This is a genomic window from Citrobacter sp. C13 (genome assembly GCF_014596815.2).
In the GTDB taxonomy this organism is placed as follows: Bacteria; Pseudomonadota; Gammaproteobacteria; order Enterobacterales; family Enterobacteriaceae; genus Citrobacter; species Citrobacter portucalensis.
Window position 1 is genome coordinate 2,955,288 of the sequence record NZ_CP115024.1, and the last position, 26,117, is coordinate 2,981,404.

At 52.2% G+C, this 26,117-nt stretch carries 30 protein-coding genes; 13 read left to right on the forward strand and 17 right to left on the reverse strand.

The genetic code is table 11. From position 1 onward, the window contains the following. Positions 1 to 17: 17 nt before the first annotated feature. The gene (locus IB222_RS14170; RefSeq protein WP_223240901.1) at positions 18 to 968 is read right to left on the reverse strand and encodes a LysR family transcriptional regulator; all 951 of its coding nucleotides are present in this window, start codon (positions 966 to 968) and stop codon (positions 18 to 20) included. A 96-nt stretch (positions 969 to 1,064) separates the two neighbouring features. Here IB222_RS14170 and IB222_RS14175 point away from each other — a divergent pair, with 96 nt between their 5' ends. Continuing rightward, positions 1,065 to 2,264, forward strand: coding sequence for an MFS transporter (locus IB222_RS14175; protein WP_100272646.1), 1,200 nt, complete (start codon positions 1,065 to 1,067; stop codon positions 2,262 to 2,264). Between the two features lie 78 nt (positions 2,265 to 2,342). On the opposite strand, the gene flgL is transcribed toward IB222_RS14175, so the two are convergent. From flgL to flgB, 11 genes are all read right to left on the reverse strand, one after another. Then, positions 2,343 to 3,296, reverse strand: a complete 954-nt coding sequence (flgL, locus tag IB222_RS14180) for a flagellar hook-associated protein FlgL (protein WP_032942958.1) — start codon at positions 3,294 to 3,296, stop codon at positions 2,343 to 2,345. A gap of 14 nt (positions 3,297 to 3,310) precedes the next feature. Continuing rightward, complete coding sequence (flgK, locus tag IB222_RS14185) at positions 3,311 to 4,969, reverse strand: flagellar hook-associated protein FlgK (protein WP_003832167.1); 1,659 nt, start codon at positions 4,967 to 4,969, stop codon at positions 3,311 to 3,313. Between the two features lie 64 nt (positions 4,970 to 5,033). Further along, positions 5,034 to 5,984 (reverse strand): flagellar assembly peptidoglycan hydrolase FlgJ, encoded by a 951-nt coding sequence (gene flgJ, locus IB222_RS14190; protein WP_016152632.1) that lies wholly within the window; start codon positions 5,982 to 5,984, stop codon positions 5,034 to 5,036. Beyond that, positions 5,984 to 7,060 carry a flagellar basal body P-ring protein FlgI gene (locus IB222_RS14195; RefSeq protein WP_032934416.1) on the reverse strand — a complete coding sequence of 359 codons (1,077 nt, stop codon included), beginning with the start codon at positions 7,058 to 7,060 and terminating at the stop codon, positions 5,984 to 5,986. Before IB222_RS14195 ends, flgJ begins: the two co-directional genes overlap by 1 nt. 33 nt (positions 7,061 to 7,093) lie before the next feature. After that, the gene (locus IB222_RS14200) at positions 7,094 to 7,792 is read right to left on the reverse strand and encodes a flagellar basal body L-ring protein FlgH (RefSeq protein ID WP_032934415.1); all 699 of its coding nucleotides are present in this window, start codon (positions 7,790 to 7,792) and stop codon (positions 7,094 to 7,096) included. A gap of 57 nt (positions 7,793 to 7,849) precedes the next feature. Continuing rightward, on the reverse strand, positions 7,850 to 8,632 hold the full coding sequence (gene flgG, locus IB222_RS14205; protein WP_003036202.1) for a flagellar basal-body rod protein FlgG: 783 nt from the start codon (positions 8,630 to 8,632) through the stop codon (positions 7,850 to 7,852). 13 nt (positions 8,633 to 8,645) lie between these two features. Next, positions 8,646 to 9,401: a flagellar basal body rod protein FlgF gene (locus IB222_RS14210; RefSeq protein ID WP_003832161.1), complete on the reverse strand. Its 756-nt coding sequence runs from the start codon at positions 9,399 to 9,401 to the stop codon at positions 8,646 to 8,648. Between the two features lie 20 nt (positions 9,402 to 9,421). Next, positions 9,422 to 10,714, reverse strand: a complete 1,293-nt coding sequence (gene flgE, locus IB222_RS14215; protein WP_148362126.1) for a flagellar hook protein FlgE — start codon at positions 10,712 to 10,714, stop codon at positions 9,422 to 9,424. A gap of 26 nt (positions 10,715 to 10,740) precedes the next feature. Then, on the reverse strand, positions 10,741 to 11,439 hold the full coding sequence (gene flgD, locus IB222_RS14220) for a flagellar hook assembly protein FlgD (RefSeq protein WP_003832158.1): 699 nt from the start codon (positions 11,437 to 11,439) through the stop codon (positions 10,741 to 10,743). 11 nt (positions 11,440 to 11,450) lie between these two features. After that, the gene (gene flgC, locus IB222_RS14225; protein ID WP_149385032.1) at positions 11,451 to 11,855 is read right to left on the reverse strand and encodes a flagellar basal body rod protein FlgC; all 405 of its coding nucleotides are present in this window, start codon (positions 11,853 to 11,855) and stop codon (positions 11,451 to 11,453) included. 3 nt (positions 11,856 to 11,858) lie between these two features. Further along, positions 11,859 to 12,275, reverse strand: a complete 417-nt coding sequence (gene flgB / locus IB222_RS14230) for a flagellar basal body rod protein FlgB (RefSeq protein WP_003036189.1) — start codon at positions 12,273 to 12,275, stop codon at positions 11,859 to 11,861. 157 nt (positions 12,276 to 12,432) lie between these two features. On the opposite strand from flgB, the gene flgA reads away from it, so the two are divergent. From flgA to flgN, 3 genes are all read left to right on the forward strand, one after another. Next, positions 12,433 to 13,092: a flagellar basal body P-ring formation chaperone FlgA gene (flgA, locus tag IB222_RS14235; RefSeq protein WP_126318499.1), complete on the forward strand. Its 660-nt coding sequence runs from the start codon at positions 12,433 to 12,435 to the stop codon at positions 13,090 to 13,092. Between the two features lie 93 nt (positions 13,093 to 13,185). Then, complete coding sequence (gene flgM, locus IB222_RS14240) at positions 13,186 to 13,479, forward strand: flagellar biosynthesis anti-sigma factor FlgM (RefSeq protein ID WP_003832153.1); 294 nt, start codon at positions 13,186 to 13,188, stop codon at positions 13,477 to 13,479. 3 nt (positions 13,480 to 13,482) lie between these two features. Next, complete coding sequence (flgN, locus tag IB222_RS14245; protein WP_003036178.1) at positions 13,483 to 13,905, forward strand: flagella biosynthesis chaperone FlgN; 423 nt, start codon at positions 13,483 to 13,485, stop codon at positions 13,903 to 13,905. 85 nt (positions 13,906 to 13,990) lie between these two features. Here flgN and murJ read toward each other — a convergent pair whose 3' ends face one another. From murJ to rimJ, 4 genes are all read right to left on the reverse strand, one after another. Then, complete coding sequence (gene murJ / locus IB222_RS14250; protein ID WP_149385033.1) at positions 13,991 to 15,526, reverse strand: murein biosynthesis integral membrane protein MurJ; 1,536 nt, start codon at positions 15,524 to 15,526, stop codon at positions 13,991 to 13,993. A 222-nt stretch (positions 15,527 to 15,748) separates the two neighbouring features. Continuing rightward, entirely contained in the window at positions 15,749 to 16,672 is a 924-nt protein-coding gene (locus IB222_RS14255) for a Gfo/Idh/MocA family oxidoreductase (RefSeq protein ID WP_126318501.1), read from the reverse strand. 1 nt (position 16,673) lies between these two features. Continuing rightward, the gene (locus IB222_RS14260; protein ID WP_126318503.1) at positions 16,674 to 17,321 is read right to left on the reverse strand and encodes a YceH family protein; all 648 of its coding nucleotides are present in this window, start codon (positions 17,319 to 17,321) and stop codon (positions 16,674 to 16,676) included. Between the two features lie 34 nt (positions 17,322 to 17,355). Then, a complete protein-coding gene (gene rimJ, locus IB222_RS14265) occupies positions 17,356 to 17,940 on the reverse strand; it encodes a ribosomal protein S5-alanine N-acetyltransferase (protein WP_003832145.1) in 585 nt (194 codons plus the stop codon). Between the two features lie 259 nt (positions 17,941 to 18,199). Here rimJ and mdtH point away from each other — a divergent pair, with 259 nt between their 5' ends. The 9 genes from mdtH (at position 18,200) to IB222_RS14310 (ending at position 24,947) form a co-directional block, all read left to right on the forward strand. Then, a complete protein-coding gene (gene mdtH, locus IB222_RS14270) occupies positions 18,200 to 19,408 on the forward strand; it encodes a multidrug efflux MFS transporter MdtH (protein ID WP_003832142.1) in 1,209 nt (402 codons plus the stop codon). Positions 19,409 to 19,522: 114 nt separating this feature from the next. After that, a complete protein-coding gene (locus IB222_RS14275; RefSeq protein ID WP_020996498.1) occupies positions 19,523 to 20,083 on the forward strand; it encodes a lipoprotein in 561 nt (186 codons plus the stop codon). 105 nt (positions 20,084 to 20,188) lie between these two features. Continuing rightward, a complete protein-coding gene (pyrC, locus tag IB222_RS14280) occupies positions 20,189 to 21,247 on the forward strand; it encodes a dihydroorotase (protein WP_149385034.1) in 1,059 nt (352 codons plus the stop codon). Positions 21,248 to 21,301: 54 nt separating this feature from the next. Next, entirely contained in the window at positions 21,302 to 21,547 is a 246-nt protein-coding gene (dinI, locus tag IB222_RS14285; RefSeq protein ID WP_003036157.1) for a DNA damage-inducible protein I, read from the forward strand. A gap of 340 nt (positions 21,548 to 21,887) precedes the next feature. Then, positions 21,888 to 22,142, forward strand: a complete 255-nt coding sequence (bssS, locus tag IB222_RS14290) for a biofilm formation regulator BssS (protein WP_003036154.1) — start codon at positions 21,888 to 21,890, stop codon at positions 22,140 to 22,142. 114 nt (positions 22,143 to 22,256) lie between these two features. Then, a complete protein-coding gene (gene solA / locus IB222_RS14295) occupies positions 22,257 to 23,372 on the forward strand; it encodes an N-methyl-L-tryptophan oxidase (RefSeq protein WP_003832138.1) in 1,116 nt (371 codons plus the stop codon). A gap of 55 nt (positions 23,373 to 23,427) precedes the next feature. Beyond that, positions 23,428 to 23,541, forward strand: a complete 114-nt coding sequence (locus IB222_RS14300) for a YceO family protein (protein WP_003036148.1) — start codon at positions 23,428 to 23,430, stop codon at positions 23,539 to 23,541. A 262-nt stretch (positions 23,542 to 23,803) separates the two neighbouring features. Next, positions 23,804 to 24,370, forward strand: a complete 567-nt coding sequence (locus IB222_RS14305; RefSeq protein WP_148362131.1) for a cytochrome b — start codon at positions 23,804 to 23,806, stop codon at positions 24,368 to 24,370. A 1-nt stretch (position 24,371) separates the two neighbouring features. Next, positions 24,372 to 24,947, forward strand: coding sequence for a YceI family protein (locus IB222_RS14310; RefSeq protein ID WP_126318510.1), 576 nt, complete (start codon positions 24,372 to 24,374; stop codon positions 24,945 to 24,947). A 45-nt stretch (positions 24,948 to 24,992) separates the two neighbouring features. Here IB222_RS14310 and IB222_RS14315 read toward each other — a convergent pair whose 3' ends face one another. Then, positions 24,993 to 26,045: a rhodanese-related sulfurtransferase gene (locus IB222_RS14315; RefSeq protein WP_003832128.1), complete on the reverse strand. Its 1,053-nt coding sequence runs from the start codon at positions 26,043 to 26,045 to the stop codon at positions 24,993 to 24,995. Between the last annotated feature and the right edge of the window lie 72 nt (positions 26,046 to 26,117).

Consider the following 26,117-nt stretch of genomic DNA (forward strand, 5'->3'; position numbering starts at 1 on the left):
CTTCGGGTCGGCTTTTTTTATATCTGATCTACGCCTTTCATCCCCGTCAGCTGCGGCATAACATCCTTCATTAGGGCCAGAAACTTGCGTAAGCGGGTCGGATAGTAACGCGCCCATGGATAAACCAAATGTACAGGCAACGGCGCCGCATGCCACTCAGCTAGCAACGCAACCAGACGTCCATTGGCAATATCCTCCGCCACCATCCAGCTTGAAATAATAGTCACTCCCAACCCCGCCAGCGCGGCATTTCTGGCGACATAAATACTGTCGGTACTTAACCTGGGTGAAATATTCAACGTGACTGGCTCATTACGCAATTGGTGCAACAACGAAACGCTATGCTGAAAAAACGTGTTCACGGCAATCCAGGGCAGCGCTGATAACTGCTCAGGATGAGAAAGCTCGCTATATTGCTCCAGCAGTCCTGGACTCGCTACCATACTACGGGGAACTTCAGCCAGTAAAACGGAAACCGTGGCCGGATCCACCTCAGCACCAACCCTGATCGCGCAGTCAATATTATCGCTCAGAAAATCAACGGTTTTATCGTTGAGCATCCACTCGACTGCCAACTGGGGATAGCGCGAAAGAAACTGCAAAAGCGGCTCAAGTAGTTGTTGTTGCCCGAACGCATGCGGTGCGCGGACTCGCAACGTCCCCACCGGTTCATCTTCTGTGACATTAAGTCCATCTTCCAGCGCCAGCCAGGCATCAATAATCTTCTTAGCATGCTGATAGCCTCTTTCACCATCGTCGGTCAATTTCATCGCATGCGTGGTACGCATAAGCAGTTTCACACCCAGCAGCGTTTCCAGCGATTGCAGCCGTCTGCTAACGGTCGCCTGCGTCGTCCCTATCTGTTTTGCCGCTGCCGAAAGCGATCCTGCTTCGACAATACGTACAAACGTACGCATCAGCTCCACCCTGTCTATACGCTCATTTTTTATCATTTTCAGTTTCATCATACGTCTGACGTATAACTGTTTTACCACTGCGCTCGCTACCGCGCCACTCGCTGAAGGTTAAAAATAACCGCACATCCTGTGATTGAGGAATCATTTGTGAACACACATACCGCACTTTCCCGTTGGGTCATTTTTGTTCTGGCAATGGGCGCCGGATTCAGCGTGGCCGCTATCTACTACGCCCAGCCTCTTCTGCCTTTAATGGGTCAGGATCTGGCCTTAAGTCTCACCGGTATGGGGCTGGTCCCGACGCTGACCCAGGCGGGATATGCGTTAGGTATATTGTTTTTATTGCCATTAGGCGATCGTTATGACCGCCGGACATTAATCCTGCTGAAAAGCATCTCTCTTGCCGCGCTGCTGCTGGCCTGTAGCTTTACCGGTCAGTTGCATTCGCTATTACTGGTGAGCCTGCTGATGGGAATGGCGGCAACCATGGCACAAGATATTGTGCCTGCGGCGGCAATACTGGCGCCCGAAGGCAAGCAGGGAAAAACGGTGGGCACCGTGATGACGGGCCTTCTGTTGGGGATTTTACTCTCACGTACCGTCAGTGGACTGGTGGGCGAAGCGTTTGGCTGGCGCGAGATGTACCAACTCGCTGCCGTCAGCATTGCCGTAATTACCGCGATTATGTGGAAAGTACTGCCTCGCTTTACGGTCCATTCCACGTTGAGCTATCCATCATTAATGCTCTCAATGGCGCAACTTTGGCAACGATATTCCACCTTGCGCCGCGCAGCACTGGCACAAGGCTTTCTGTCCATTGCTTTTAGCGCCTTCTGGTCTACGCTGGCGGTGATGTTATCTGAGCATTACCACATGGGTAGCGCTATAGCGGGTGCTTTTGGTATCGCGGGAGCAGCCGGAGCGCTTGCCGCACCGATGGCGGGCCATCTTGCCGATAAAGTGGGTGCGGCAAAAGTGACGCAATTGGGTGCTTTGCTGGTAACGGTATCTTTCGCACTGATGTTTTTGTTACCCGCCCTGCCCGTTCAGGGGCAGTGGCTGCTCATCGCCCTTTCGGCTGTAGGTTTTGATCTCGGATTGCAATCCAGCCTGGTTGCCCACCAGAATCTGGTCTATAGCCTGGAGCCTCTGGCACGAGGACGACTGAACGCTCTGCTGTTTACGATGGTGTTTATCGGTATGGCGCTGGGTTCAGTTCTCGGAAGTCAGGTCTACGCCCTGGCAAATTGGGAAGGTGTCGTTGTGTTGGCTACCTTCAGCAGTGCAATTGCGTTGGTCATAAGACTGACGGGGAACCCGTCGCTTAGTAAGACGTCGGTTGCCTAAAAAAATGCCCGCTCCGGGGTGTTAAAGGAGCGGGCAGACAAACATACCCAGTTTCAAGATATGTTTCAAAACGAGGCGTTAACGATTGAGCTGGAACAACGACATTCCCTGCATATCGGTGAACGCTTTATAGGATGCCTGTAGCGCAGCCTGCTGCATGACATAAGACGAGATCGCGGCGTTCCAGTCAACATCCACCAGATTACTCATCTGCTGAGTTTGGCCTAATGCACGATCGGCGCCCAGTGAATCCAGCGAGCTTAGTTCACTCAGCTGCGTACCTAATTCTGCACGGACGCTCAAAACATTATTGAGTGAATTCTTTAAACCACGGTTGGTTTTATCAATGGCAGCAGCGGCGGTAGCTTTTGCAACGTCATCACCCGCAATAGGGGTTTTGAGCGCATCAATAGCGGTATCCAGCATTTTAAACAGGTTCTTTTCCTGAGTGCCGCCACCAGGTTCCGGTACAGCGTTGCTGGTCAGGTTGGCGAATACTTTATCGCCAGTATGACCAATCACCATGGTTCGGGAGGCATCGACCTGTTGGGTAACGTTTGTTGTACCGCCGCTGTAAGCGCCATCTGCCTGGGCAAACGGTGCGGATTCTGTTTTATATCCACCGAAAATATAGCGACCATTACCGTCGGTACTGTTTGCCAGGTTCATCAGCTGATCGCGGATCCCCTGTAGGTCGGTGGCCAGCGATGCACGGTCGTCATCACTTAACGTTCCGTTCCCGGCATAAACGATTTTTTCCTGTGCAGCCTGAATTGCCGTCGTCACCTGGCTCAGAACATTCTCTTCCAGCGACACCTTTTGCGTCGCGAATGAGCGTGCCAGCGTATATTGGCTGTTCTGCGCCTGAGCCTGAGAAAGTACCACGGCCTGCGAGGCGGCAATCGGATCGTCTGATGGGTTGATCACGCGTTTGCCCGTTGACATCTGCTCACCAAACTTCATCCATTCAGCCTGAGAGTTAGTGATGCCACGCATATTCTGCTGGTACATCATCTGGGTGCTGATACGCATTGTGTCCCTCTCCCTTAGCGGATATTAATCAGTGCATCAAACAACGCATTCGCGGTCTGCAGCACTTGAGCGTTAGCCAGGTAATACTGCTGAAAACGCTGTAAATTACCGTACTCTTCGTCGAGGTTAACGCCGGAAATAGACTGTTGCTGCCGGTAAAGCTGTGTCACCACGTTGTTCTGGGTGGTGGCGCTGGTTTTCAGCGTAGCGGTTTTGTTCCCAACATCGCTTACCAGCGTGGCATATGCATCGTTGAAGGTCTTATTGCCGACAGTCGCTTTGGTTTGCAGATCTAACAGTTTCTGACCGTTACGGTTGTCGCTCTTGCCTTTATCGATGGTGGGGTCCGTATCATTTTTAGACACTTGAGCCATGGCGATTTTCGACTCATCGGTCACCATAACTTTCATATCAACGATAGCGTTACTCACGGGTTTTACAGTAAAACTGTCATTAGCTTTCGCGCCAGCATTAACGGTGATTTCCATCCCGTCAAAGGACATTTTTCCACCGGTAACGGTGGCTTTGAAACTGGTATTATCCGCCAGGCGAGTAACCTGCCAGTCCTTCCCATCAAAAACGATTTTATAATCTGTCGCCTGCACGGCGGAGCTGTCAGTGATCTTAGCGCTTAACGATCCTGTACCCGTATTTTTCGCGTTGTTGAAGACTTCCGGGCTGCCGATAGCAAAGAAATCCTTACCCTGATCGCCGTTGGCATCAAAACCTTCTTTATGCTGGGTGTTAAACGCATCGGCAAATGCAAGCGCCAGTTGACCGAGGGTATTACGCGTCTGATCCAGCTCCTGAGAACGGAAGGTGAGCAGTCCGCCCAGTGAACCGGTATTCAGCAGTTTCTCCGGAATTTCAACAGCTCCGGCAACGCCATCAACGTAGGCCACAGTTGTACGATTAGGATCATCGCTGGAAGGCACTGCCGCCAGTTGGCGTGCATTGCTACCCTGTACCAGCGAATAACCGTTCGCCATGGTCAGGTTGTAAGTGCCACCATCCTGAACGCTGACTTCAACACCGACAATCTGATTCAATTCACTGACCAGTTGATCGCGCTGGTCAAGCAGGTCGTTAGGAGACGCACCTGCGCCGACGCCTGTCATACGAGAAATCTGGTCGTTGAGGCTGGCAATTTGTTTCGAATAGTTGTTGATCTGATCAACGCTGGCTTTAATCGCGGTATTGACCTGCTTATCCTGATCGCGAAGATACTGGTCGGTCGTTTTAAACTGATTTACCAACCCATCAGCTTTACCGATTAGCGCCTGGCGTGCCGCCGGATCTTCGGCGTTGCTGACCAGCGTTTGCAGGCTGGTAAAAAAGTCCTGCATGGAGGTCGAAATAGAACTGGTTTTGCTGGAGAGCAGATTGTCGATTTTTGACATTTGCTCATATCGTGTCGTCAGACCGCTGCTCTGGTTCTGCGCTGCTCGCAACTGGTTAGTGATAAAGGAGTCATATTCACGTTGTACACCAGAAACATAGACACCATTGCCTACCCAGCCCCCCGCACCCAGCGTGCTGTTCGCTTGCGCCATAATTGTCGTCTGTCGGGTATATCCGGCAACGTTATAGCTGGAGATGTTGTTACTGGCAGTATTCAACGCGGCCTGCGCTGCGCTGAGTCCACTCATCGCGTTATTAATCAAGCTGGACATGGAGGTTCCTTGTAATCCTTCAATACTCGTTATTATCGGCAGCAGGTCGGTAGACTTGAGCTATTTAAAAGAGATTATCGATGTTCGTGCTGTAGGTTTTGCTCACTTTTTCACTCATCGATTTCAACTGCTGGATCATGCTGGTTAATTTTCGCGCATAGTTAGGGTCCGTGGCGTAACCCGCATTTTGCAATGCCTGCGCCCCTTGCTCGGCGGTCGCGGCAGCGGTCACTGCCGCATAGCGCGGGTTACGTGATATCAGACCGACATAATCCGACAACGCCTCAAGGTAAGAGCTATAGACGCGGAATCTGGCTTTCACCTTTTTCGCCTCACCGTTCTCATATTCAGTTGTGGTGATTTCAGTGGTTGGACCTTTCCAGCTTCCCGAAGCCTTCACGCCAAAAATGTTAAAGCTCGGCTCACCGTTCTCACGGCGAATTTGTCGCTGCCCCCATCCGGATTCCAGCGCCGCCTGTGCCAGAATAAGATGATGCGGGACCCCGCTTTGCTGGCTGGCCAGCTTAGCCGGCAGCGATAGCTGGGCGAGGAAATCTTTGCTGTCACCTGACAGTGGCTCATCATTGCTTTCTGTCGCCCGAGGGATGGCTTTGCGGACCAGTTGCGTCAGTGCCTGATTTTGATAGCTGGTCACCGTTTCCAGTGAAAACTTCATCGGCACCTGCGGCGCGTCATCCGCAGGTTGCGCTTGCCCTTCAGTCATCTGCTTGACCATCATTTCAGCCAGCCCCAGACCTTTGCCTGCGGTCATTTGCTGCGCAATTTGTTGGTCATACATACTGGTATACAAGCGCGTTGAATCGCTGCTAAAGACGCCATCTTTCGGCAGCGCTTCACGCATGCTTTTCAGCATCATCTGCACGAACATCCCTTCAACCTGACGGGCGACCGGACGGATATTCGCCGCCGGGTCCTGACCCGCTTTCGCTTTAAGTTCGTTCAGTGATTGCGCATCCCAGGCAGCGCTGGTCAGCAGTTTGCTGTCACCAATCATTAGATGATTTCCAGTTTGGCGCGTAAGCAACCCGCGCTCTGCATCGATTGCAGAATGGACATCAGATCCATCGGCGTTGCCCCCAGCGCATTCAGCGCACGCACCACATTGTTCAGGTTGGCGCTGGAACGCACGCTTTGCAGTGAACCACCGCTTTGGCGCAGGTCAATCTGGGTTTGTGGCGTCACCACGGTTTGTCCACCGCCAAACGGTGTGTCCGGTTGGCTGACGTTCGCCTGGCGGTTCACCGTGATCGACAAGTTGCCTTGTGCCACGGCACAGCTATCCAGCGTCACTTCGCGGTTCATGACGACAGATCCGGTGCGCGAGTTGATAATCACTTTCGCATCCTGCGGCGTGACGTTCACCTCAATATTCTGGATATCAGCGAGGAAACGCACCTGCGAGCTGTTGCCGCTTGGCACACGCACCTGAATGGTTCGGGCATCCAACGCTGTTGCGCTACCAAAGCCACGCGAGCGGTTGATGGTGTCGGTAATCTGCTGCGCCATCGTGAAATCTTCATTATTGAGCTGCAGATTAATGGTGTTACCACCGCCGAACTGGCTGGGTAATTCACGTTCGATAATCGCACCGTTGGTAATGCGTCCACCATTGAGCTGGTTAACCTGTACGCTACTACCACCTGCAGCCGCGCCCGCACCACCCACCAAAATATTCCCCTGAGCCAGCGCATATACCTGACTATCGACCCCTTTTAACGGGGTCATCAGCAGCGTACCGCCGCGCAGGCTTTTGGCATTCCCCATAGAGGAGACCACTACGTCGATGGTTTGTCCCTGACGACCGAATGCAGGAAATGACGCGGTAACCATCACCGCCGCCACGTTTTTCAGCTGCATATTGGTGCCAGTTGGCACGGTTATCCCCAACTGCGAAAGCATGTTATTGAGCGTTTGCGTCGTAAACGGCGTCTGTGTGGTCTGGTCACCCGTACCATCCAGACCGACTACCAGCCCATAACCTATCAACGAGTTTTCCCGCACGCCCTGAACGCTGGTCAGGTCACGAATACGGTCAGCATGCGCAAAGGTGGTTATCAGCACCAGTACCATTCCAACAAAAGATTTAAACACTGGGTACCTCGCTTACATCGGCGACAAGTTAAGGAAGAAACGCTGCAACCAGCCCATATTCTGCGCTTCATTGATGTAGCCGTTACCGACGTACTCAATACGCGCGTCCGCAACCTGGGTTGACGGTACGGAGTTGCTGCCACTGATGGTGCGCGGGTTTACAACCCCGGAGAAGCGGATGAATTCAGTGCCCTGATTTATAGCGATCTGTTTTTCACCCACGACATGTAAGTTGCCATTCACCAGTACCTGATCGACCGTTACGGTCAGCGTACCACTGAAGGTATTTCTGGCGTTCGCGCCGCCTTTACCGTTAAAGGAGTTACCGCCGGAGGCTTCTACGTCGGCACGTTCGTTACCGAACAATCCTTCCAGATAGCGCGGTACGGTATCAAAGCCAAAGTTTGTCTTGCCGTCGCGGCTGGCGTTCGCCGAAGAGCTTTTGCTCGCGCTGACGTTTTCCTGCAATACGATGGTCAGCGTATCGCCAATATTGCGTGGACGACGGTCTTCAAAGAGTGGCTGATAACCATAGTTAATCGGTTGTGCCGACTGGAAGATTGAGCCATTCGCCACCGGCGTTGGACCTGGAACGGGCTGGGCAGACGTTGCGCCCTGCACGAGCGGCGTGGCCGGGATCCAGGCACATCCTGTTAGTGAAACCACCAGCAGGGCTAAAATTGGGTATGGGTGAAGCGCGTATTTTCGCATTGCGGTCATCTTCAAAATCAGTGTGCCGGTGAGATTTTCACCCCACCGGGCTCCACTTTAGAGTTGCGTCAGTTTTTGCAGCATCTGATCGGTGGTCGATACCGCTTTACTGTTGATTTCGTAAGCGCGCTGAACCTGGATCATGTTTACCAGCTCTTCCGCCACGTTGACGTTAGAGGTTTCAACATAGCCCTGATACAGCAGACCCGCGCCGTTCAGCCCTGGCGTGCTCTCATTCGGCGCACCGGATGACTGCGTTTCGGTGTACAGATTCTCACCAATGCTTTCCAGACCGGTATCGTTCATGAAGGTTGTCAGGTTAAGCTGCCCGACCTGAACAGGCGCCGCCTGCCCCTGTTGGGTCACGCTGACAATACCGTCGCGTCCAATGGTGATACTGAGCGAGTTAGCCGGAATAGTGATGGCAGGCTGAACCTGAAAACCACCCGCCGTCACCAACTGACCGTTCTGATCCACCTGGAAAGAACCGTCGCGGGTATAAGCGGACGTACCATCGGGCAACATGACCTGGAAAAAGCCCTGGCCTTTAATCGCCACATCTTTACTGTTGTTGGTCTGCGACAGGTTACCCTGGCTGTGTAAACGCTCGGTCGCAACCGGACGTACGCCGGTACCAATCTGCAAACCAGACGGCAGTGTGGTCTGCTCAGAAGACTGTGCACCAGGCTGACGAATCGTCTGGTACAACAGATCTTCAAATACGGCACGTTGGCGCTTAAATCCGTTGGTGCTGACGTTTGCCAGGTTGTTGGCAATCACATCCATGTTGGTTTGCTGCGCATCCAGGCCGGTTTTGGCGATCCATAATGAACTGATCATAAAATGTCCTGTATTAACTCATCGACAGCAGTTGGTTGGCGCGGCCCGCGTTATCATCCACGCTACTGATAATTTTCATCTGCATTTCAAAGCGGCGGGCGTTGGCGATCATGTCACTCATCGCAGCAACCGGTTTAACGTTACTGCCTTCCAGCACGCCCGACATCACGCGAATGCTGGGGTCAGCCTGTAACGTCGCACCACGGGTAGCCTGTGCGGCCTGGGTCAGGCGGAACATACCGTCATCACCACGTTGCACTTCAAGCCCTGTTGCCTTCACCAGCTTCAGCCGCCCTACTGGCGCGACCGTATTAGCCGGATCGCCAGGGTTAAGTGCTGAAATTGTCCCGTCCGCCGCAATGGTGACTTCTGAACCTTCCGGTACGGCTATCGGTCCAGCTTCGCCAATTACCGGATGCCCCTGAATAGTCAGTTCACCCGTAGGGCTTACCTGAATAGCGCCGTTACGGGTATACCCTTCGCTACCGTCTGCGGTCTGCACAGCTAACCAGCCATCCTGTTGCAGCGCCACATCCAGCGGGCGGGAGGTATAGTCCATCTGACCGGGCGTCATGTCGGCCCCCGGCGTGGAGGCCACCACCAGCGTACGCGTCGGTAAAGACAATCCTTCTACAGGAACCGCGCGCAGCGCATTGAGCTGTGCACGAAACCCTGGCGTGGAAGCGTTTGCCAGGTTGCTGGCCGTCACCGCCTGTTGATTCAGCGTCTGACTGGCCGCGCCCATAGCGGTATAAATTGCGTGATCCATTAAGCTATCCCGTCAGGCGCTTAGCGCAGGTTGACCAGCGTGTTGAGGATCTGATCCTGGGTTTTGATGGTCTGCGCGTTCGACTGATAGTTACGCTGAGCAACGATCATATTCACCAGTTCTTTACTCAAATCCACGTTTGACGCTTCCAGCGCACCGTTGGTCAGTTTGCCGAAGTTACCTTCGCCTGCGGTACCCAGCAGCGCCACGCCGGAAGCCTGTGTGGCCGCCCAGACGTTGTCGCCCTGAGACGCCAGACCTTCGTTGTTGGCAAAGTTTGCCAGCACGATCTGCCCCAGAACCTGTTGCTGTTCGTTGGAGTAGTTACCGACCACCGTACCGTCATTGTTAATCTGGTAGCTCACCAGATCGCCCGGCTTGTAGCCGTTCTGATTTGTGGCGACGATGTTGTTGGCACCGGTGTTCTGCTGCATGGAGTTCAGGAAACTCAGAGAGAAGTTCGCAGGAACTGCGCCATTGATCGTACCGGTGGAGATCTGAATTTGCGGTTGGGCATTAGCTGGACCTTCAACGGGGATTTTTGGTCCATCCGGATCTGCTGGATCGACTGGCACCGTCCCTGCAACATAATTATTCACAGAAGTCAGCGTACCGTTAGCACTAAAGTTCATCACCGCATTCTTGCTGGCAACTGAACCCGTAACGCTGGCGTCCTGGGTGTAGACATCCCATTTGTTAGGGCCTGTTTTGACATAAAAAATATTCATGTCATGGGCGTTACCCTGGCTATCGAAAACGGTAACGCTGCCTTTTTTATTGTAGGAATCGGCATCGCTTGGGTTAAACGGGGTCTTGGTTGGCACTTTGTCAGTGGAGTTCAGGTTGACCTGCATTGACGCAGTGGTGGTGGATTTAGCCGCCATCAGCGTATTCGGGATAGTGATCGGTGCCGGATTCGCACCCTGCTGAACTGTTGGCGGTGTACCGGTAGCCGGATAGCCCGTCAGCTGCAGCCCCTGCATGTTAACGATATTGCGGTTTTCATCGAGTTTGAACTGACCGTTACGGCTGTAGAAAACAGAACCGTTACTGTCTACCATACGGAAAAAACCGTTCTGGCTGATAGCAACATCCAGACCACGTCCGGTGTTGGTGGTAGTACCGTCGGTAAAGTCCTGAGTAATACCCGCAACTTTAACGCCCAAACCGACTTTCGAACCGGCAAACATATCGGCAAAAGATGCCGTGCCAGATTTAAAACCGTAGGTAGCGGAGTTGGCGATGTTGTTACCAATGACATCGAGGTTGGTCGCTGCAGCGTTCAGACCGCTGACCGCTTGAGAAAAGGCCATGACTTACTCCTGATAAGTGTGAAGGCTTAAATTATCTGCCGTACTTCGTCGAGGGTGGTGGTTCCATAGGTGCCCAGATCCAGCGTATTACCGCCGTTACTGCGAATAACGCCCTGCACCAGCGCAAACTGAAGCGGCTGCGCCACCAGTTGCGTTCCGCCATTACTGGCAGCAATTGACACGTTGTAAGAACCGCTTGGTGCATCCGTGCCATCGGTCATGGTGCCGTCCCAGGTAAAGGTATGAACGCCCGCTTTCAATCCACCAATATCAATGGTGCGTACCACTTTGCCGTCTTTATCGGTAATGGTTGCGGTAACCTTATCTGCCGGTTGCTGCAGCTCAACGCCAAATGGTGTTGTCGTGGTTTTGGCACCTTCTTCTGTCCCTTTACCGGTCAGGATGGTGGTACCCGGGATCATGACACCGTGGCCAATCAGCGTACTGGCCTGCAGTGACTGACTGTTGTCGATCTGCCCGGAGATCGATCCCAGCGTAGTGTTCAGCTTCTCAATCCCGCTCACGGTACTGATTTGCGCCAACTGGGTAGTCAGTTCGTTGTTTTGCAGCGGGTTGGTTGGATCCTGGTTTTTCAGCTGTGCAACCAGCAGCGTAAGAAAGCTGCTTTGCAGGTCAGCAGCGTTGCTGCCCGTCAGTGAGCTATTCCCCGTGGCGGCATTAACCCCCGTCGTGCTCGGGTCATTCATTTTTACAGCAATAGACATGTGCGCCTCCTTTACTGGCCTAGCGTCAACGTTTTAAGCATCAAGCTTTTCACGGTGTTGAGCACTTCGACGTTTGCCTGATAGCTACGTGAGGCAGACATGGTGTTGACCATCTCGCCAACAACGTCCACATTCGGCATTTTTACGTAGCCATTCGCATCGGCCAGCGGATTACCGGGTTCATAAACCAGCTTATCCGGCGCCTGACTTTCAATGACGTCAGCAACTTTTACGCCACCGGTTGCCGCACCTGGCGCAGCATCTACCCGAAAAACAACCTGTTTCGCGCGATACGGCTGACCGTCGGGTCCGCTGACGCTATCCGCATTCGCCATGTTGCTGGCCGCGACGTTCAGGCGTTTAGACTGAGCCGTCAGCGCAGAACCTGCGATATCAAAAATATTTAACAGCGCCACGAATTAGTTCCCTCCTTGCAGCACGTTCATCATGCCTTTGATTTGTCCACCCAGCGCCGTCAGCCCCATTTGATATTTGAGGCTGTTGTCTGCAAATTGCGTGCGCTCCCGGTCCATATCTACCGTGTTGCCATCAAGAGATGGCTGGTCAGGAATACGGTAGAGCAGCTCCGTAGACGGCGCAGAAACGGTCTGGGCCGGAATGTGTTGTGCAGAGGTCAGCGTCAATGAAACGCCGCCGGTTTCTTCCCGTCCTCGCACCATGACTTTTTTTAATTCACTGGCGAAATCCAGATCGCGCGCCTGGTACCCCGGCGTGTCGGCATTGGCAATGTTGGCCGCCAATATTTCCTGGCGTTGGGCGCGCAAATTCAGCGCTTCCTGTTGAAAACGTAAGGCGGCGTCGAGCTTATCGAGCATATCTCCTCCGCAAATGACAAAATTCAGCCGACAGCTTAAATCCCATTACGCGCGCGTTATCGCCGGAATAAACGCAAAATGCGTCGCTATTTGTTGCGTTGATGACTGCGTCACACAGGTAAAATCCTGCCACTACCTGAAAAAGCGCGAGGTTTTGATGCAAACGTTTAAACGTGGAATAGTCGTGGCAGCACTGCTGTTCAGCCCTATGACGCTGGCGCAAGATCTGAATTCGCAGCTAACGGCATGGTTTTCCCAGCGCCTGGCCGGATTTAGCGATGAGGTGGTGGTCACTATCCGAACGTCACCAAACTTATTGCCCAACTGCGAACAACCGGCATTAAGCGTGTCAGGTAGCGCGAAACTGTGGGGTAATGTGAATGTGCTGGCCCGATGTGCCAACGAGAAACGTTATCTGCAGGTGAACGTGCAGGCGACGGGAAACTACGTTGTTGCCGCTGCGTCCGTAGCGCGAGGTAGCACCCTGACCCCGGCCAGCGTAACGCTGAAACGTGGTCGACTGGACCAACTACCGCCGCGCGCGGTGCTGGATATGAGTCAGGTGCAGGATGCAGTGAGCCTGCGCGATCTGGTGCCGGGCCAACCGATACAGCTTTCGATGTTGCGCCAGGCATGGCGGATCAAGGCCGGTCAGCGCGTACTGGTTATTGCCAACGGAGATGGCTTTCGGGTCAATGCCGAAGGTAAAGCGCTGAACAACGCCGCAGTCGCACAGAGCGCGCGAGTGCGGATGATTTCAGGCCAGGTGGTGAGCGGCGTCGTCGATTCTGATGGGAATATTCTTATTAACCTATAATAGGTTAAAGATTTTTTAGCGTGTGCCGATAGATAAACAACCAATGATTACAGCGGGCCGCTATAGCGTAACCCCTCGATGAGGAAAAATAAAATGAGCATTGATCGTACCTCACCATTGAAGCCAGTTAGCACCGTTCAGCCGCGTGAAACCAGCGATGCGCCGGTACAAAAAGCGCGGAAGGAAAAAACCACCGCGACCACCAGCACCAGCGTCATGCTGAGCGACGCCCAGGCCAAACTGATGCAGCCTGGCACCAATGACATCAATATGGAACGCGTGGAAGCACTGAAAACCGCAATCCGTAACGGTGAATTGAAAATGGATACCGGAAAAATTGCCGACTCGCTGATTCGCGAGGCGCAGAGCTACCTACAGAGTAAATAAAGTATGACTCGTTTGTCAGAAATACTTGACCAGATGACGACTGTCCTCAATGACCTGAAAACGGTAATGGATGCTGAACAGCAGCAGCTTTCCGCAGGGCATATCAACGGCAGCCAGCTACAGCGTATTACAGAAGAAAAAAGCTCCTTGCTGGCAACCCTTGATTATCTTGAGCAGCAGCGCCGTCTGGAGCATGACGCCACGCGTAGCGCCAATGATGAGATTGCCGAGCGCTGGCAGACAATCACCAAGAAGACACAGCACTTACGCGATCTCAACCAGCACAATGGTTGGCTGCTGGAAGGGCAGATCGAGCGTAATCAACAAGCAATACAAGTGCTGAAACCGCACCAGGAACCGGCGTTGTATGGCGCAAACGGTCAAACCTCTGCTGCGCACCGCGGCGGGAAAAAATTCTCTATTTGATGTCAGCCTGATAACGTTTTGCTTATCAGGCCTACGCCTTTAGTAGGCCGGATACGGCGTTATGCCGCCATCCGGCATTGATCCATTACGCCGTCCGGCGCACAAACTCTTTTACTTTAAAGCCCAGTACGGCGAGTGCTGCGAAGTAAGCGGCAATACCTGCCACCACGACCGCCATCAGACGCAGCAGACGCCACAACATCGCTCCCTGCGACCAATCCGGCATGATGTAGAGCATCCCAACCAGCACCGCAGACATCACCAGCACGGAAATCACCAGACGCGCCAGGAACCAGCTCCAGCCCGGTTGTGGGGTAAAGATTTTCTGTTTCCGCAGTTGCCAGTACAGCAGTGAAGCGTTCAGACATGCCGCCAGACCAATCGACAGCGACAATCCGGCATGCTTTAACGGCCCGATAAACGCCAGGTTCATCACCTGGGTCATAATCAGCGTCACAATGGCAATCTTCACTGGCGTTTTAATATCCTGGCGCGAGTAAAAGCCCGGAGCCAACACTTTCACCACGATCAAGCCAATCAAACCTACCGAGTACGCCACCAGCGCACGCTGGGTCATCGCGGCATCAAAGGCGGTAAATTTACCGTACTGGAACAGAGACACCGTCAGCGGTTTGGCCAGAATACCCAACGCTACGGCACTCGGTAATGCCAACAGGAAACACAAGCGCAGGCCCCAGTCCATCAGGCGACAATATTCATCATGATTACCGCTGGAAAAGCTTTTGGACAGCGATGGCAGCAGGATAGTCCCCAGCGCCACGCCCAGAACACCGGACGGAAACTCCATCAGACGGTCAGCATAATACATCCATGAAACTGAGCCAGAGGCCAGAAACGAGGCGAAAATCGTATTGATGATCAGTGAAATCTGACTGACCGATACCCCAAGGATCGCTGGCCCCATTTGCTTGACGACACGCATCGCCCCTGCATCACGGAAGTTCACGCGCGGCAGCACCAGCATGCCAATTTTCTTCAAGTGCGGAAGCTGATAAATCAGCTGTAGCACGCCGCCAACCGTAACGGCCCACGCCAGCGCCAGCACCGGCGGGTTAAAATAGGGTGCCGCAAATAGCGCGAAGCCGATCATGCTGATATTCAGAAAGGTCGGGGCAAATGCAGGAATGGAAAAGCGGTTCCAGGTATTAAGGATCGCACCAACCAGTGAGGCCAGTGAAATCAGTAGAATATAGGGAAAAGTGATCCGCAGCAGTTGAGTGGTCAGCGCAAATTTATCCGCTGTGTCGGCAAATCCCGGCGCGGTAACTAATATCACCCATGGCGCAGCCAACATCCCGGCTACCGTCACCACGGCCAGCGCCAGCGTCAACAGTCCGGAAACGTAGGCAACAAACACGCGGGTAGCATCTTCCCCCTGCTTGCTTTTGTACTCAGCAAGAATCGGCACAAATGCCTGCGAAAATGCGCCTTCGGCAAAAATTCGGCGCAACAGGTTAGGAAGTTTGAATGCCACAAAAAAGGCATCTGTCGCCATCCCTGCACCAAAGATTCTGGCGACAATCGCATCACGCGCAAAACCCAGCACACGTGAAAACATCGTCATCGAGCTGACGGCTGCCAGCGACTTTAATAAATTCATCTATGTTGTATTCCAGACTCTGAGGCAAAACCCCGACAAACCTGCCCGTAGGTCGGATAAGGCATTCTCGCCGCCATCCGACACTTTTGCTGTGCCTGATGGCGACACCCTGGCACCTTATCAGGCCGACAAACCAGCCTATGGTTGAAAAGAGGTGTTATTTTGAGTGGGCATATAGTACCTGGATTACAATGAATTACTACCGCCAGATGTTACAGGGGATTATTCAGCCATCGCCTCCCGCCACAGCTTTTCAACAACACGCTGGGCCAGTAGCGCCTGCTCGCCTGCCGTCTGGGGAACCGTCTGATTTTGCACGCACTCAATGAAATGACGCGCACATCCGGCAAAACCACGCTGTTCTAAGGTCGTTTGCCAGCCCGCTATCGGCTTATGAATAACACCTTGCCCACGCTCTTCCCGCCATTCCCGCATATCAGTTACGTCAATCAGGCCGCCGTCCGTCACCGCCTGCACGCTCTCGCGCTGACTACCGGCACGGCGATGCATACTGGTCGTTATCTGCATTTGCCCAACAGAAAAATGGTGCTCGGCGTAGAGCATCGCACCAGATTCATTGGTCAGCAGCGTGCCGTTATTTAACTGCGCCTGCCCTCCCGCCAGCCACAAAGCGGTATCGACCACGTGCAGATAGTCGTCCAGCAGAGTGAAGCGCAGATCGTGCGGCCCAACGCTATCCGTACGGTGCTTATCCATACGTACAGACGCTGCACTGCCCAACTGGGTTTTGAGATCCTGGTACAGCGGTGCAAATCGACGGTTAAACCCGACCATCAGCGTGAGTTTTTTCCGCGCGGCCAGCTCGACCAGTTGCTCAGCCTCGTGCAGATTTTCCGCCAGCGGTTTATCCACGCACACGTGGACTCCGGCATTCAGCAATTCACTAACTACCGCATAGTGCGTCGCGGTACTGGAATGGACGAAAACCGCGTCGCAGGTTTGCGCCAGATTCTTCAATGAATCCACGTAGGGTATTCGCCAGGTGTCACAGATACGCTGTGCTTTATCGCGCGAAGGTGAAAAGGCGCCTTGCAGCGTCCAGTCCGCGGAGGTGCCCAGCACGGGTAGCCAGGCCTTTTGTGCAATACCGCCCAGACCGGCTACGCCGATACGTAATTTATTCACGTTAGTCTCCCAGGTGCGCCAGCAAGGAATCGAGTCGCTGCTTAAGTTCTGCGACTTCCGTTTCCAGCGCTTCCACGCGCGCATGCAGATCGCCGGAGGCCGCAGGGAGTTCATCTGCCGCAGCAATGGCTTCATCAACCTCACCACAAAACAGGTGCATATAGCGACTTTCACGTTTGCCCGGCTCACGCGCCAGGCGGATCACATAAGGCCCATCTTCCCGGTTCGCCAGATTTTCCAGCGTCGACTCCACTTCGGCCATGTCGCTGAATTCGTACATACGGGATGCGCGGCTACGCAGTTCACCAGGCGTCTGAGCGCCCCGCAGCAGCAGTGTGGTGATTATGGCCACCTCTGCGGCACTAAGTTTCAGATTGCCAAATTCAGAGTTGCAGAAACGCTGCTCATATTTCGTGACGCGATTGCCAAAGCCGCTCACCGTGCGCAGAAAATGTCGCTTAACCAGGTTATCCAGTTGCTCCTGCACGTCCGATTCCGACAGGTTCATCACCGGTTCACGATTCGTTTTTTGATTGCAGGCTGTTACGACTCCATTTACGGAGAGTGGGTACTGTTCCGGCGTGGTCACTTGTTTTTCTAATAAACAGCCAATCACTCGTGCTTCGGTGGCGGTTAATTCGTATTTCATCGTCTTCTCCATTAATCATGGCTGCATCTGAAACTTAGCGGCCGGGGGTCCATTCTGATGTGGTCAACGCCGTCAGCACGTGATCGCGCCACTGCCCGTCAATCAGCAGGTAGTCTTTGGCATACCCTTCTTTTTCAAAACCCAGTCGCGCCAGCAGGTCACCGCTGCGCTTATTATGTGGCATGTAGTTAGCCATAATGCGATGAATATGTTGCGTGCGCTGCATATAACGGATGGCCGAGGTTAAGGCTTCATACATTAGCCCCTGCCCCTGCCACTTCTGCGCAATGGAGTAGCCGAGATAACAGGCATGGAAGGATCCCCGCACCACGTTTGAGAAGTTCGCAACGCCGATAATTTCTTTTTCGTCCGGATCGAGCAGCGCAAAATAATAGGCGGTGCCCTGTTTATGAAACTCAGAGATCATGCTCAGACGCGCCTGCCAGCCGGACGGATAGCAGTGACTTTCATCGCGAATAGGTTCCCAGGGTTTTAAGAAATGACGATTTTCTGCGTAATAATCTGCCAGACGCCAGGCATCACGCTCATGCACTAAACGCACGACCAGGCGGTCGGTGGTTAAGCGCACTTTTGGCACGTTACTGCGATAGCCAAACATTCTATACCTACTCCTTCCTGTAACGTCTTCAATACGCTATTCGCATTACTATACCTGTGCGAATACACCCTGTGAAAAGAGCAAAATGCCATTTTTTGAATTATTCACACATTTTGATGAAAACTCTCTATCAAGACGGACTTTTGATAAAAAAATATTGTCCCGCGAAGGGTGGGAAAAGCGATGACGACACCGCAGAATAGGAGGTGCTTATCTTTTAAACTCTATCCAGAGTGACGAGTTTTTCCCTGGAGGGGAAATGTCGCAAGTCTCGCAGGCAAGGAACCTGGGTAAATACTTCCTTCTCATCGATAATATGCTGGTCGTGCTGGGTTTCTTCGTCGTTTTCCCGCTGATCTCAATTCGTTTCGTCGACCAAATGGGCTGGGCCGCCGTGATGGTCGGTATTGCACTAGGATTACGTCAATTTATCCAGCAGGGGTTGGGTATTTTCGGCGGCGCTATTGCGGACCGTTTTGGTGCAAAACCGATGATAGTCACCGGCATGCTGATGCGCGCTGCCGGGTTCGCCACCATGGGCATTGCCCATGAGCCGTGGCTGCTGTGGTTTTCCTGCTTTCTCTCCGGACTGGGCGGTACACTATTCGACCCACCCCGCTCGGCGCTGGTGGTTAAACTGATCCGCCCGGAAAAGCGCGGGCGCTTTTTCTCTATTCTGATGATGCAGGATAGCGCCGGGGCCGTGGTTGGCGCGTTGCTTGGCAGTTGGTTATTGCAATACGATTTCCGTCTGGTCTGTGCCACCGGCGCAATTTTGTTCGTTCTGTGCGCGGCGTTTAACGCCTGGCTGCTCCCGGCATGGAAGCTGTCGACGGTGAAAATTCCAGTGCGCGAAGGGATGAGCCACGTGATGCATGACAAGCGCTTTGTCACCTATGTGCTGACGCTGGCAGGCTATTACATGCTGGCGGTACAGGTGATGCTGATGCTGCCAATCATGGTGAACGACATCGCAGGTTCACCGGCCGCCGTGAAATGGATGTATGCCATCGAGGCGTGCCTCTCATTGACGCTGCTCTATCCAATTGCCCGCTGGAGTGAAAAACGTTTTCGCCTTGAGCATCGCCTGATGGCCGGTCTGCTGGTGATGTCTCTGAGCATGATGCCGATCGGTCTGGTCGGGAATTTGCAGCAGTTATTCACCCTAATCTGCACGTTCTATATTGGCTCGATCATCGCCGAACCCGCGCGTGAAACCCTGAGCGCCTCACTGGCGAACGCTCGGGCCAGAGGAAGCTATATGGGCTTCAGCCGACTGGGGCTCGCCATCGGGGGCGCAATTGGATATATCGGCGGCGGCTGGCTGTTTGACATGGGCAAGGCCCTGGCACAGCCTGAGCTGCCCTGGATGATGCTCGGTATTATCGGCCTCATCACCTTCCTGGCGCTGGGCTGGCAATTCAGTCTCAAACGCCCAACGCGAGGCATGCTGGAGCCAGACGCCTGATAGCCGAACCTGCTTCCGGGCGCTTTTCAGTTTTTTCTGCTGGCGTCCGGGGCGCTGGTACTCGATGATGCTTTGTGTCACGATTACGCCACATGCATCATGTTGAGGAACCCCATGAAAAAGTTTTTTTTTGCCGCTGCACTGATTGTCAGCGGCCTGTTGGTTGGTTGTAATCAACTCACGCAATACACGGTTAGCGAGCAAGAAATTAATCAGGCCCTGGCAAAGCATAATAACTTTTCTAAAGATATCGGCTTGCCCGGCGTTGCTGAAGCACACATCGTACTAAATAATCTCGCCAGTCAGATTGGCCGTGAAGAACCCAATAAAGTGACGCTGACCGGTGACGCCAACCTGGACATGAATTCCCTGTTTGGCAGTCAAAAAGCGACCATGAAGCTGAAGTTAAAAGCCTTACCGGTATTCAACAAAGAGAAAGGCGCAATTTATCTGCAAGAGATGGAAGTCGTGGATGCGACCGTTACACCAGAAAAAATGCAGTCGGTACTGCAAACGCTGATGCCTTATTTAAACCAGTCGCTGCGTAACTATTTCAACCAGCAGCCAGCCTACATTCTGCAGGATGACAGTAGTCAGGGTGAAGCTCTGGCGAAAAAACTGGCGAAGGGAATTGAGGTGAAACCGGGGGAAATCATCATCCCGTTCACCGACTAATAAAACTGAGGGCGCCGATGCGCCCTTTTTTTTCGTGCAAACGAAAACGTTTCCGCTTATCCTTTGTTTCCGGCAAAAAAGACTATCCTCAGCCGGAGCATATTGATGACTGCACCATCCCAGGTTTTAAAGATCCGCCGCCCAGACGACTGGCATCTTCACTTTCGCGATGGCGACATGTTAAAAACTGTCGTGCCCTACACCAGTGAAATTTATGGTCGCGCCATTGTCATGCCGAACCTGGCACCGCCCGTCACCACGGTTGACGCGGCTATCGCTTATCGCCAGCGCATTCTTGACGCGGTACCTGCCGGACACGACTTCACACCATTAATGACCTGCTACTTAACGGATACGCTGGATCCCAACGAGCTGGAACGTGGATTTAACGAAGGCGTATTCACCGCAGCAAAACTCTATCCGGCCAATGCCACCACCAACTCGACGCATGGCGTAACCTCTATTGACGCCATCATGCCGGTGCTGGAGAGGATGGAAAAATTGGGTATGCCGCTGCTGGTGCACGGCGAAGTGACGCATGCAGATATCGATATTTTCGATCGCGAAGCGCGCTTTATTGAAACGGTGATGGAACCACTGCGCCAGCGTTTGACCTCGCTGAAAGTAGTGTTCGAGCATATCACTACCAAAGATGCTGCCGAATACGTGCGCGACGGTAACGAGCTTCTGGCAGCGACTATTACGCCACAGCACCTGATGTTTAACCGCAACCACATGCTGGTTGGCGGGATTCGTCCTCACCTGTACTGCCTGCCGATCCTCAAACGTAACGTCCACCAACAGGCGCTGCGTGAACTGGTTGCCAGCGGGTTTACGCGCGCCTTCCTCGGTACCGACTCAGCGCCGCACGCACGTCATCGCAAAGAGTCAAGCTGTGGCTGTGCGGGATGCTTTAATGCACCGACCGCACTAAGCAGCTATGCCACCGTGTTTGAAGAGATGAATGCGCTGGACCATTTCGAAGCCTTCTGCTCACTCAACGGCCCACAGTTCTATGGTTTGCCGGTAAATGAGAGCTTTATTGAGCTGGAACGCATGGAGCACCTTGTTCCTGAGAGCATAGCGTTGGAAGACGATACGCTGGTGCCTTTCCTGGGTGGCGAAACGATATGCTGGTCAGTAAAAAAGCTAAAAAAAGTGTAGCCAACCGATGCGAATAACTGTATAAATAAACAGTATATTCCACAGGGGGCTACTATGCGTATTGAAGTCACTATTGCCAAAACTTCACCTTTACCTGCCGGTGCAATTGACGCACTGGCAGGTGAACTCTCCCGCCGTATTCAGCACCATTTTCCGGATAACGAAGGTAACGTTACCGTCCGTTATGCCGGCGCAAACAATCTGTCGGTTATTGGCGCGACCAAAGAGGACAAAGAACGCATCAGCGAGATCCTACAGGAAACCTGGGAAAGCGCGGATGACTGGTTCATCAACGAATAAATAATGATATGCAGTGATGTTTGTTTGCCGGGTCGCCCCGGCTTTTTTATACACGCTATCTTGTAATCCATTGTGCATTTCTTCTGACGAGTATTTAATTTAATATTAACCCACCGATTATCTTTTAACCAAAACAACAAAATAATTGTGCAACATACTAAAAAAAAATGAATAACATGTCGGTTTCTTAGTCAGATAACACTGAAAACAAAAAATTTATGCCCTTCCCTCTTTAAATTTTCAATGAATACCCTTATTTATTGATATACTGAAGTTGCTTCAGAAAAAAACGCATTGAACCTCGAAAACCGTTGTCTAGTAACACGAATTAGGGGGCATGATGGAAAAGAATAATGAAGTCATTCAGACTCATCCGCTTGTAGGGTGGGACATCAGCACCGTTGATAGCTACGATGCGCTGATGCTGCGTTTGCACTACCAAACCCCGAATCGCCCTGACCCGGATGGGACTGAAGTTGGTCAAACGCTCTGGTTAACCACTGATGTTGCCAGGCAATTTATTTCGATATTAGAAGCAGGAATCGCCAAAATTGAATCTGGCGATTACCAGGTAAATGAGTATCAGCGACATTAAACCTGATACATCCAACCATCAAAAGGCACCTTAGCGGTGCCTTTCTTATTTCCAGGTTGAATATTCCAGGTCAGTTATTTACCCTTCTACTATCGCGATTGCAGAGAGAAGCGGATGAAATACGACTTAATCATTATTGGCAGCGGTTCGGTAGGCGCCGCAGCTGGATACTATGCCACTCGTGCCGGTCTGAAGGTTCTGATGATCGATGCGCATATGCCACCACATCAACAGGGCAGCCACCACGGTGATACTCGATTAATTCGTCATGCTTATGGCGAAGGCGAAAAATACGTTCCGCTGGTGCTACGTGCGCAAACATTGTGGGATGAACTGTCCACCCATAATGAAGAACCGATTTTTGTTCGCTCCGGAGTTATCAACCTCGGTCCGGCAGAGTCAACCTTCTTAGCAACTGCAGCGCAAAGCGCAAAACAGTGGCAACTTAACGTTGAACAATTAGATGCAGCGGCCATCATGGCTCGCTGGCCGGAAATTCGCGTACCTGACAACTATATCGGTCTGTTTGAAGCGGAGTCCGGTTTTTTACGCAGTGAGTTAGCAATTAAAACCTGGATCCGTCTGGCGGAAGAAGCAGGCTGTGCGCAACTGTTTAAATGCCCGGTCAGCGCAATTCATCACGGTGATGATGGCATCACGGTAGAAACGGCTGACGGTGACTACCACGCGAAGAAAGCAGTGATCAGCGCCGGTACCTGGGTGCAGGCTTTAGTCCCTGAACTACCGATACAACCTGTGCGCAAAGTGTTCGCCTGGTATCAGGCCGATGGGCGCTACAGCGTTAAGAATAACTTCCCGGCCTTCACCGGCGAACTGCCAAATGGCGATCAATACTACGGTTTCCCGGCTGAAAACGACGAGCTGAAAATTGGTAAGCACAATGGCGGACAGGTAATTCACTCTGCAGAAGAGCGTAAGCCATTTGCCGCTGTAGCCAGCGACGGTTCTGAAGCCTTCCCATTCCTGCGCACAATTCTGCCTGGCGTTGGCTGTTGCCTGCACGGCGCATCCTGCACTTACGATAATTCACCGGATGAGGACTTTATAATTGATACTCTGCCGGAACATGACAATACGCTGATCATTACCGGGCTGAGCGGACATGGCTTTAAGTTTGCTTCTGTACTGGGAGAGATTGCGGCAGACTTCGCTCAGGACAAACCGTCTGACTTTGACCTGACCCCATTCAGGCTAAGCCGTTTTAAGTGATAATAAATGAATGGCCTCGTTGGTGAGGCCATTTTTAATGACAGGAATAACGTCAATGCGTCGTATCTTTCACTATCTGGTTAATAATATTCGCGAGCACCTTATGCTCTACATTATTTTATGGTCGCTGCTGGCCATTATGGATGTAATATATATTATGTTTTTCTAATTCCTGTGCGTTGACAATAATTGACAAAAATTGAGATTAGCTTAATTTTCATTGCAATAAACTGAACAATAACAAAAACCATAACACCCCATAAACTAAACCCCGCCACATATTTTCGCACTAATCCCTTGATGGTTACCTCAACAATCAGTCAATTTTATTGAACAAAAAATAAATATCATCACCATTGTTATTTATTAGTTGCATTAATGTCTTTTACACGCCATTTTCATTCACTTCTGAAATATCAATCGGTGTGCTTATGCAATTCAATAATACTCCACAGCGCTATGGCGTAGTGTCAGCCACATTACATTGGCTGGTTGCGATTGCTGTATATGGCATGTTTGCGTTGGGATTATGGATGGTCACGCTTAGCTACTATGATGGCTGGTATCACCAGGCCCCCGAACTGCATAAAAGCATCGGCATCCTACTCATGATGGGACTGGTTATCCGCGTTGTCTGGCGGTTGTTCTCCCCTCCACCTGCTGCGTTGGCAAGCTACTCCCGTTTGACCCGTATCGCAGCGGCACTGGGTCACCTCGCACTTTATTTGCTGCTCTTTTCGATTTTCATCAGCGGATATCTGATTTCCACCGCAGATGGCAAAGCGATAAGCGTCTTTGGATGGTTTGACATTCCTGCCACCCTGGCCAATGCGGGTACCCAGGCCGACCTCGCCGGTAGCTTGCACCTGTGGCTTGCGTGGATCGTGGTGATTTTATCCCTACTACACGGACTGATGGCCCTGAAACATCACTTTATTGATAACGACGATACCCTCAATCGCATGTTGGGAAAATCGTCATCTGACTATGGAGCTTAAAATGAAAAAAAACCTGCTGGGACTTACACTCGCTTCTGTGTTATTCACCACCGGGTCGGCCGTGGCGGCAGATTACAAAATTGACAAGGAAGGACAGCATGCCTTTGTTAATTTCCGTATTCAGCATCTGGGTTACAGCTGGCTGTACGGCACTTTCAAAGATTTCGACGGTACGTTTACCTTTGATGAGAAAAATCCCGCAGCCGATAAGGTTAACGTAACCATCAACACCAACAGCGTTGACACTAATCACGCCGAACGCGACAAGCATCTGCGCAGTGCAGATTTCCTTAACGTGGCAAAATTCCCGCAGGCGACCTTCAGCTCCACCAGCGTGAAAAAAGAGGGGAATGACCTGGATATCACCGGTAATTTGACCCTGAACGGCGTTACCAAACCGGTTACGCTGGACGCGAAGCTCATCGGTCAGGGTGGCGATCCCTGGGGCGGTACGCGCGCTGGTTTTGAAGCGCAAGGTAAGATTAAGCTGAAGGATTTCAACATCACCACCGATCTCGGCCCTGCATCGCAGGAAGTCGATTTGATCATCTCAGTGGAAGGTGTTCAGCAGAAGTAACGCATGAATTACCGGATGAGGTTCTGCCCCTCATCCGGCATCATGTTATTGCGCAGGGTCTGGAATACCCAGTTTGGTATTCAGGTGACCGCGTGATTTATTGAAGATTTTATTGCCATTTTCACGCCCCGCACGACGACGCCGTTGTTCCTCTTCCGGCAACTCACTCTCTTCGCTACACAGCTCGCTACAGCAGCCTTTATATTTCTGCGCACAAGCCGGGCACTGAATAAACAACAGATGGCAGCCATCATTTTTGCAATTAGTATGGCTATCGCACGCCGTGCCGCACTGATGGCAATGTGCGATAACATCTTCAGAGATCCTTTCGCCCATACGCTCATCAAAGACAAAGTTTTTACCGACAAAACGTACCGGAAGCCCCTGTTCACGCGCCTTGCGGGCATACTCAATAATACCGCCCTCAATGTGCCAGACTTTGCTAAATCCATTGTGTTTCATCCAGGCGCTGGCTTTCTCACAGCGGATCCCACCCGTGCAGTACATCACGATTTTTTTATCTTTATGCGCCTGCATCATTTCAACAGCTTTCGGCAACTGGTCGCGGAACGTGTCTGCCGGTATCTCCAGCGCATTCTCGAAATGACCCACCTCATATTCATAGTGGTTGCGCATATCAATGAATACCGCTTCAGGATCGTCCAGCATGGCGTTTACTTCTGCAGCCTTGAGATAATCCCCCACGTTGCTGGCGTCAAAGTCTGGATCGTCAATACCATCCGCCACGATACGTTCGCGGACTTTCATACGCAGTACCCAGAACGATTTACCGTCATCATCCAGCGCAATATTCAGACGTAAATCCTTCAATGCAGCATCAAACGCATAGAGCTGCTGGCGAAATGCCTCGACGTTGCTTTGCGGTACGCTGATTTGCGCGTTAATTCCTTCATGGGCAAGATATACTCGCCCGAAGACGTTCAATGCGGTGAACATCTGGTACAGCGCATCACGCGTGTGCTGAGGATTGGCAATGGTGAAATATTTATAGAATGAGATCGTCGTGCGCGGCTCGGTCTCGGCCAGCATTTTGGCTTTGAGGGCGTCGTTCGAAATGCGGTTGTGTAACACTGGCATGGTGTACGTATCCTGCAAATAAGGAATAAATGAAAATCGGCGGCATAATAAAGCAAACATCGCCAATTTACA

What these genes read in the sequence shown, in the direction of transcription:
- solA (WP_003832138.1), top strand. Translation starts at nt 22,257, where the DNA reads ATGAAATACGACTTAATCATTATTGGCAGCGGTTCGGTAGGCGCCGCA.
- IB222_RS14310 (WP_126318510.1), top strand. Translation starts at nt 24,372, where the DNA reads ATGAAAAAAAACCTGCTGGGACTTACACTCGCTTCTGTGTTATTCACC.
- flgG (WP_003036202.1), bottom strand. Translation starts at nt 8,632, where the DNA reads ATGATCAGTTCATTATGGATCGCCAAAACCGGCCTGGATGCGCAGCAA.
- IB222_RS14305 (WP_148362131.1), top strand. Translation starts at nt 23,804, where the DNA reads ATGCAATTCAATAATACTCCACAGCGCTATGGCGTAGTGTCAGCCACA.
- flgM (WP_003832153.1), top strand. Translation starts at nt 13,186, where the DNA reads ATGAGCATTGATCGTACCTCACCATTGAAGCCAGTTAGCACCGTTCAG.
- bssS (WP_003036154.1), top strand. Translation starts at nt 21,888, where the DNA reads ATGGAAAAGAATAATGAAGTCATTCAGACTCATCCGCTTGTAGGGTGG.
- flgJ (WP_016152632.1), bottom strand. Translation starts at nt 5,984, where the DNA reads ATGATTGGTGACAGCAAACTGCTGACCAGCGCTGCCTGGGATGCGCAA.
- flgL (WP_032942958.1), bottom strand. Translation starts at nt 3,296, where the DNA reads ATGCGTATCAGCACCCAGATGATGTACCAGCAGAATATGCGTGGCATC.
- flgA (WP_126318499.1), top strand. Translation starts at nt 12,433, where the DNA reads ATGCAAACGTTTAAACGTGGAATAGTCGTGGCAGCACTGCTGTTCAGC.
- IB222_RS14300 (WP_003036148.1), top strand. Translation starts at nt 23,428, where the DNA reads ATGCGTCGTATCTTTCACTATCTGGTTAATAATATTCGCGAGCACCTT.
- pyrC (WP_149385034.1), top strand. Translation starts at nt 20,189, where the DNA reads ATGACTGCACCATCCCAGGTTTTAAAGATCCGCCGCCCAGACGACTGG.
- IB222_RS14210 (WP_003832161.1), bottom strand. Translation starts at nt 9,401, where the DNA reads ATGGATCACGCAATTTATACCGCTATGGGCGCGGCCAGTCAGACGCTG.
- IB222_RS14260 (WP_126318503.1), bottom strand. Translation starts at nt 17,321, where the DNA reads ATGAAATACGAATTAACCGCCACCGAAGCACGAGTGATTGGCTGTTTA.
- rimJ (WP_003832145.1), bottom strand. Translation starts at nt 17,940, where the DNA reads ATGTTTGGCTATCGCAGTAACGTGCCAAAAGTGCGCTTAACCACCGAC.
- flgB (WP_003036189.1), bottom strand. Translation starts at nt 12,275, where the DNA reads ATGCTCGATAAGCTCGACGCCGCCTTACGTTTTCAACAGGAAGCGCTG.
- IB222_RS14170 (WP_223240901.1), bottom strand. Translation starts at nt 968, where the DNA reads ATGATGAAACTGAAAATGATAAAAAATGAGCGTATAGACAGGGTGGAG.
- IB222_RS14275 (WP_020996498.1), top strand. Translation starts at nt 19,523, where the DNA reads ATGAAAAAGTTTTTTTTTGCCGCTGCACTGATTGTCAGCGGCCTGTTG.
- flgK (WP_003832167.1), bottom strand. Translation starts at nt 4,969, where the DNA reads ATGTCCAGCTTGATTAATAACGCGATGAGTGGACTCAGCGCAGCGCAG.
- flgD (WP_003832158.1), bottom strand. Translation starts at nt 11,439, where the DNA reads ATGTCTATTGCTGTAAAAATGAATGACCCGAGCACGACGGGGGTTAAT.
- dinI (WP_003036157.1), top strand. Translation starts at nt 21,302, where the DNA reads ATGCGTATTGAAGTCACTATTGCCAAAACTTCACCTTTACCTGCCGGT.
- IB222_RS14200 (WP_032934415.1), bottom strand. Translation starts at nt 7,792, where the DNA reads ATGCGAAAATACGCGCTTCACCCATACCCAATTTTAGCCCTGCTGGTG.
- flgN (WP_003036178.1), top strand. Translation starts at nt 13,483, where the DNA reads ATGACTCGTTTGTCAGAAATACTTGACCAGATGACGACTGTCCTCAAT.
- IB222_RS14315 (WP_003832128.1), bottom strand. Translation starts at nt 26,045, where the DNA reads ATGCCAGTGTTACACAACCGCATTTCGAACGACGCCCTCAAAGCCAAA.
- flgE (WP_148362126.1), bottom strand. Translation starts at nt 10,714, where the DNA reads ATGGCCTTTTCTCAAGCGGTCAGCGGTCTGAACGCTGCAGCGACCAAC.
- mdtH (WP_003832142.1), top strand. Translation starts at nt 18,200, where the DNA reads ATGTCGCAAGTCTCGCAGGCAAGGAACCTGGGTAAATACTTCCTTCTC.
- murJ (WP_149385033.1), bottom strand. Translation starts at nt 15,526, where the DNA reads ATGAATTTATTAAAGTCGCTGGCAGCCGTCAGCTCGATGACGATGTTT.
- IB222_RS14195 (WP_032934416.1), bottom strand. Translation starts at nt 7,060, where the DNA reads ATGGTACTGGTGCTGATAACCACCTTTGCGCATGCTGACCGTATTCGT.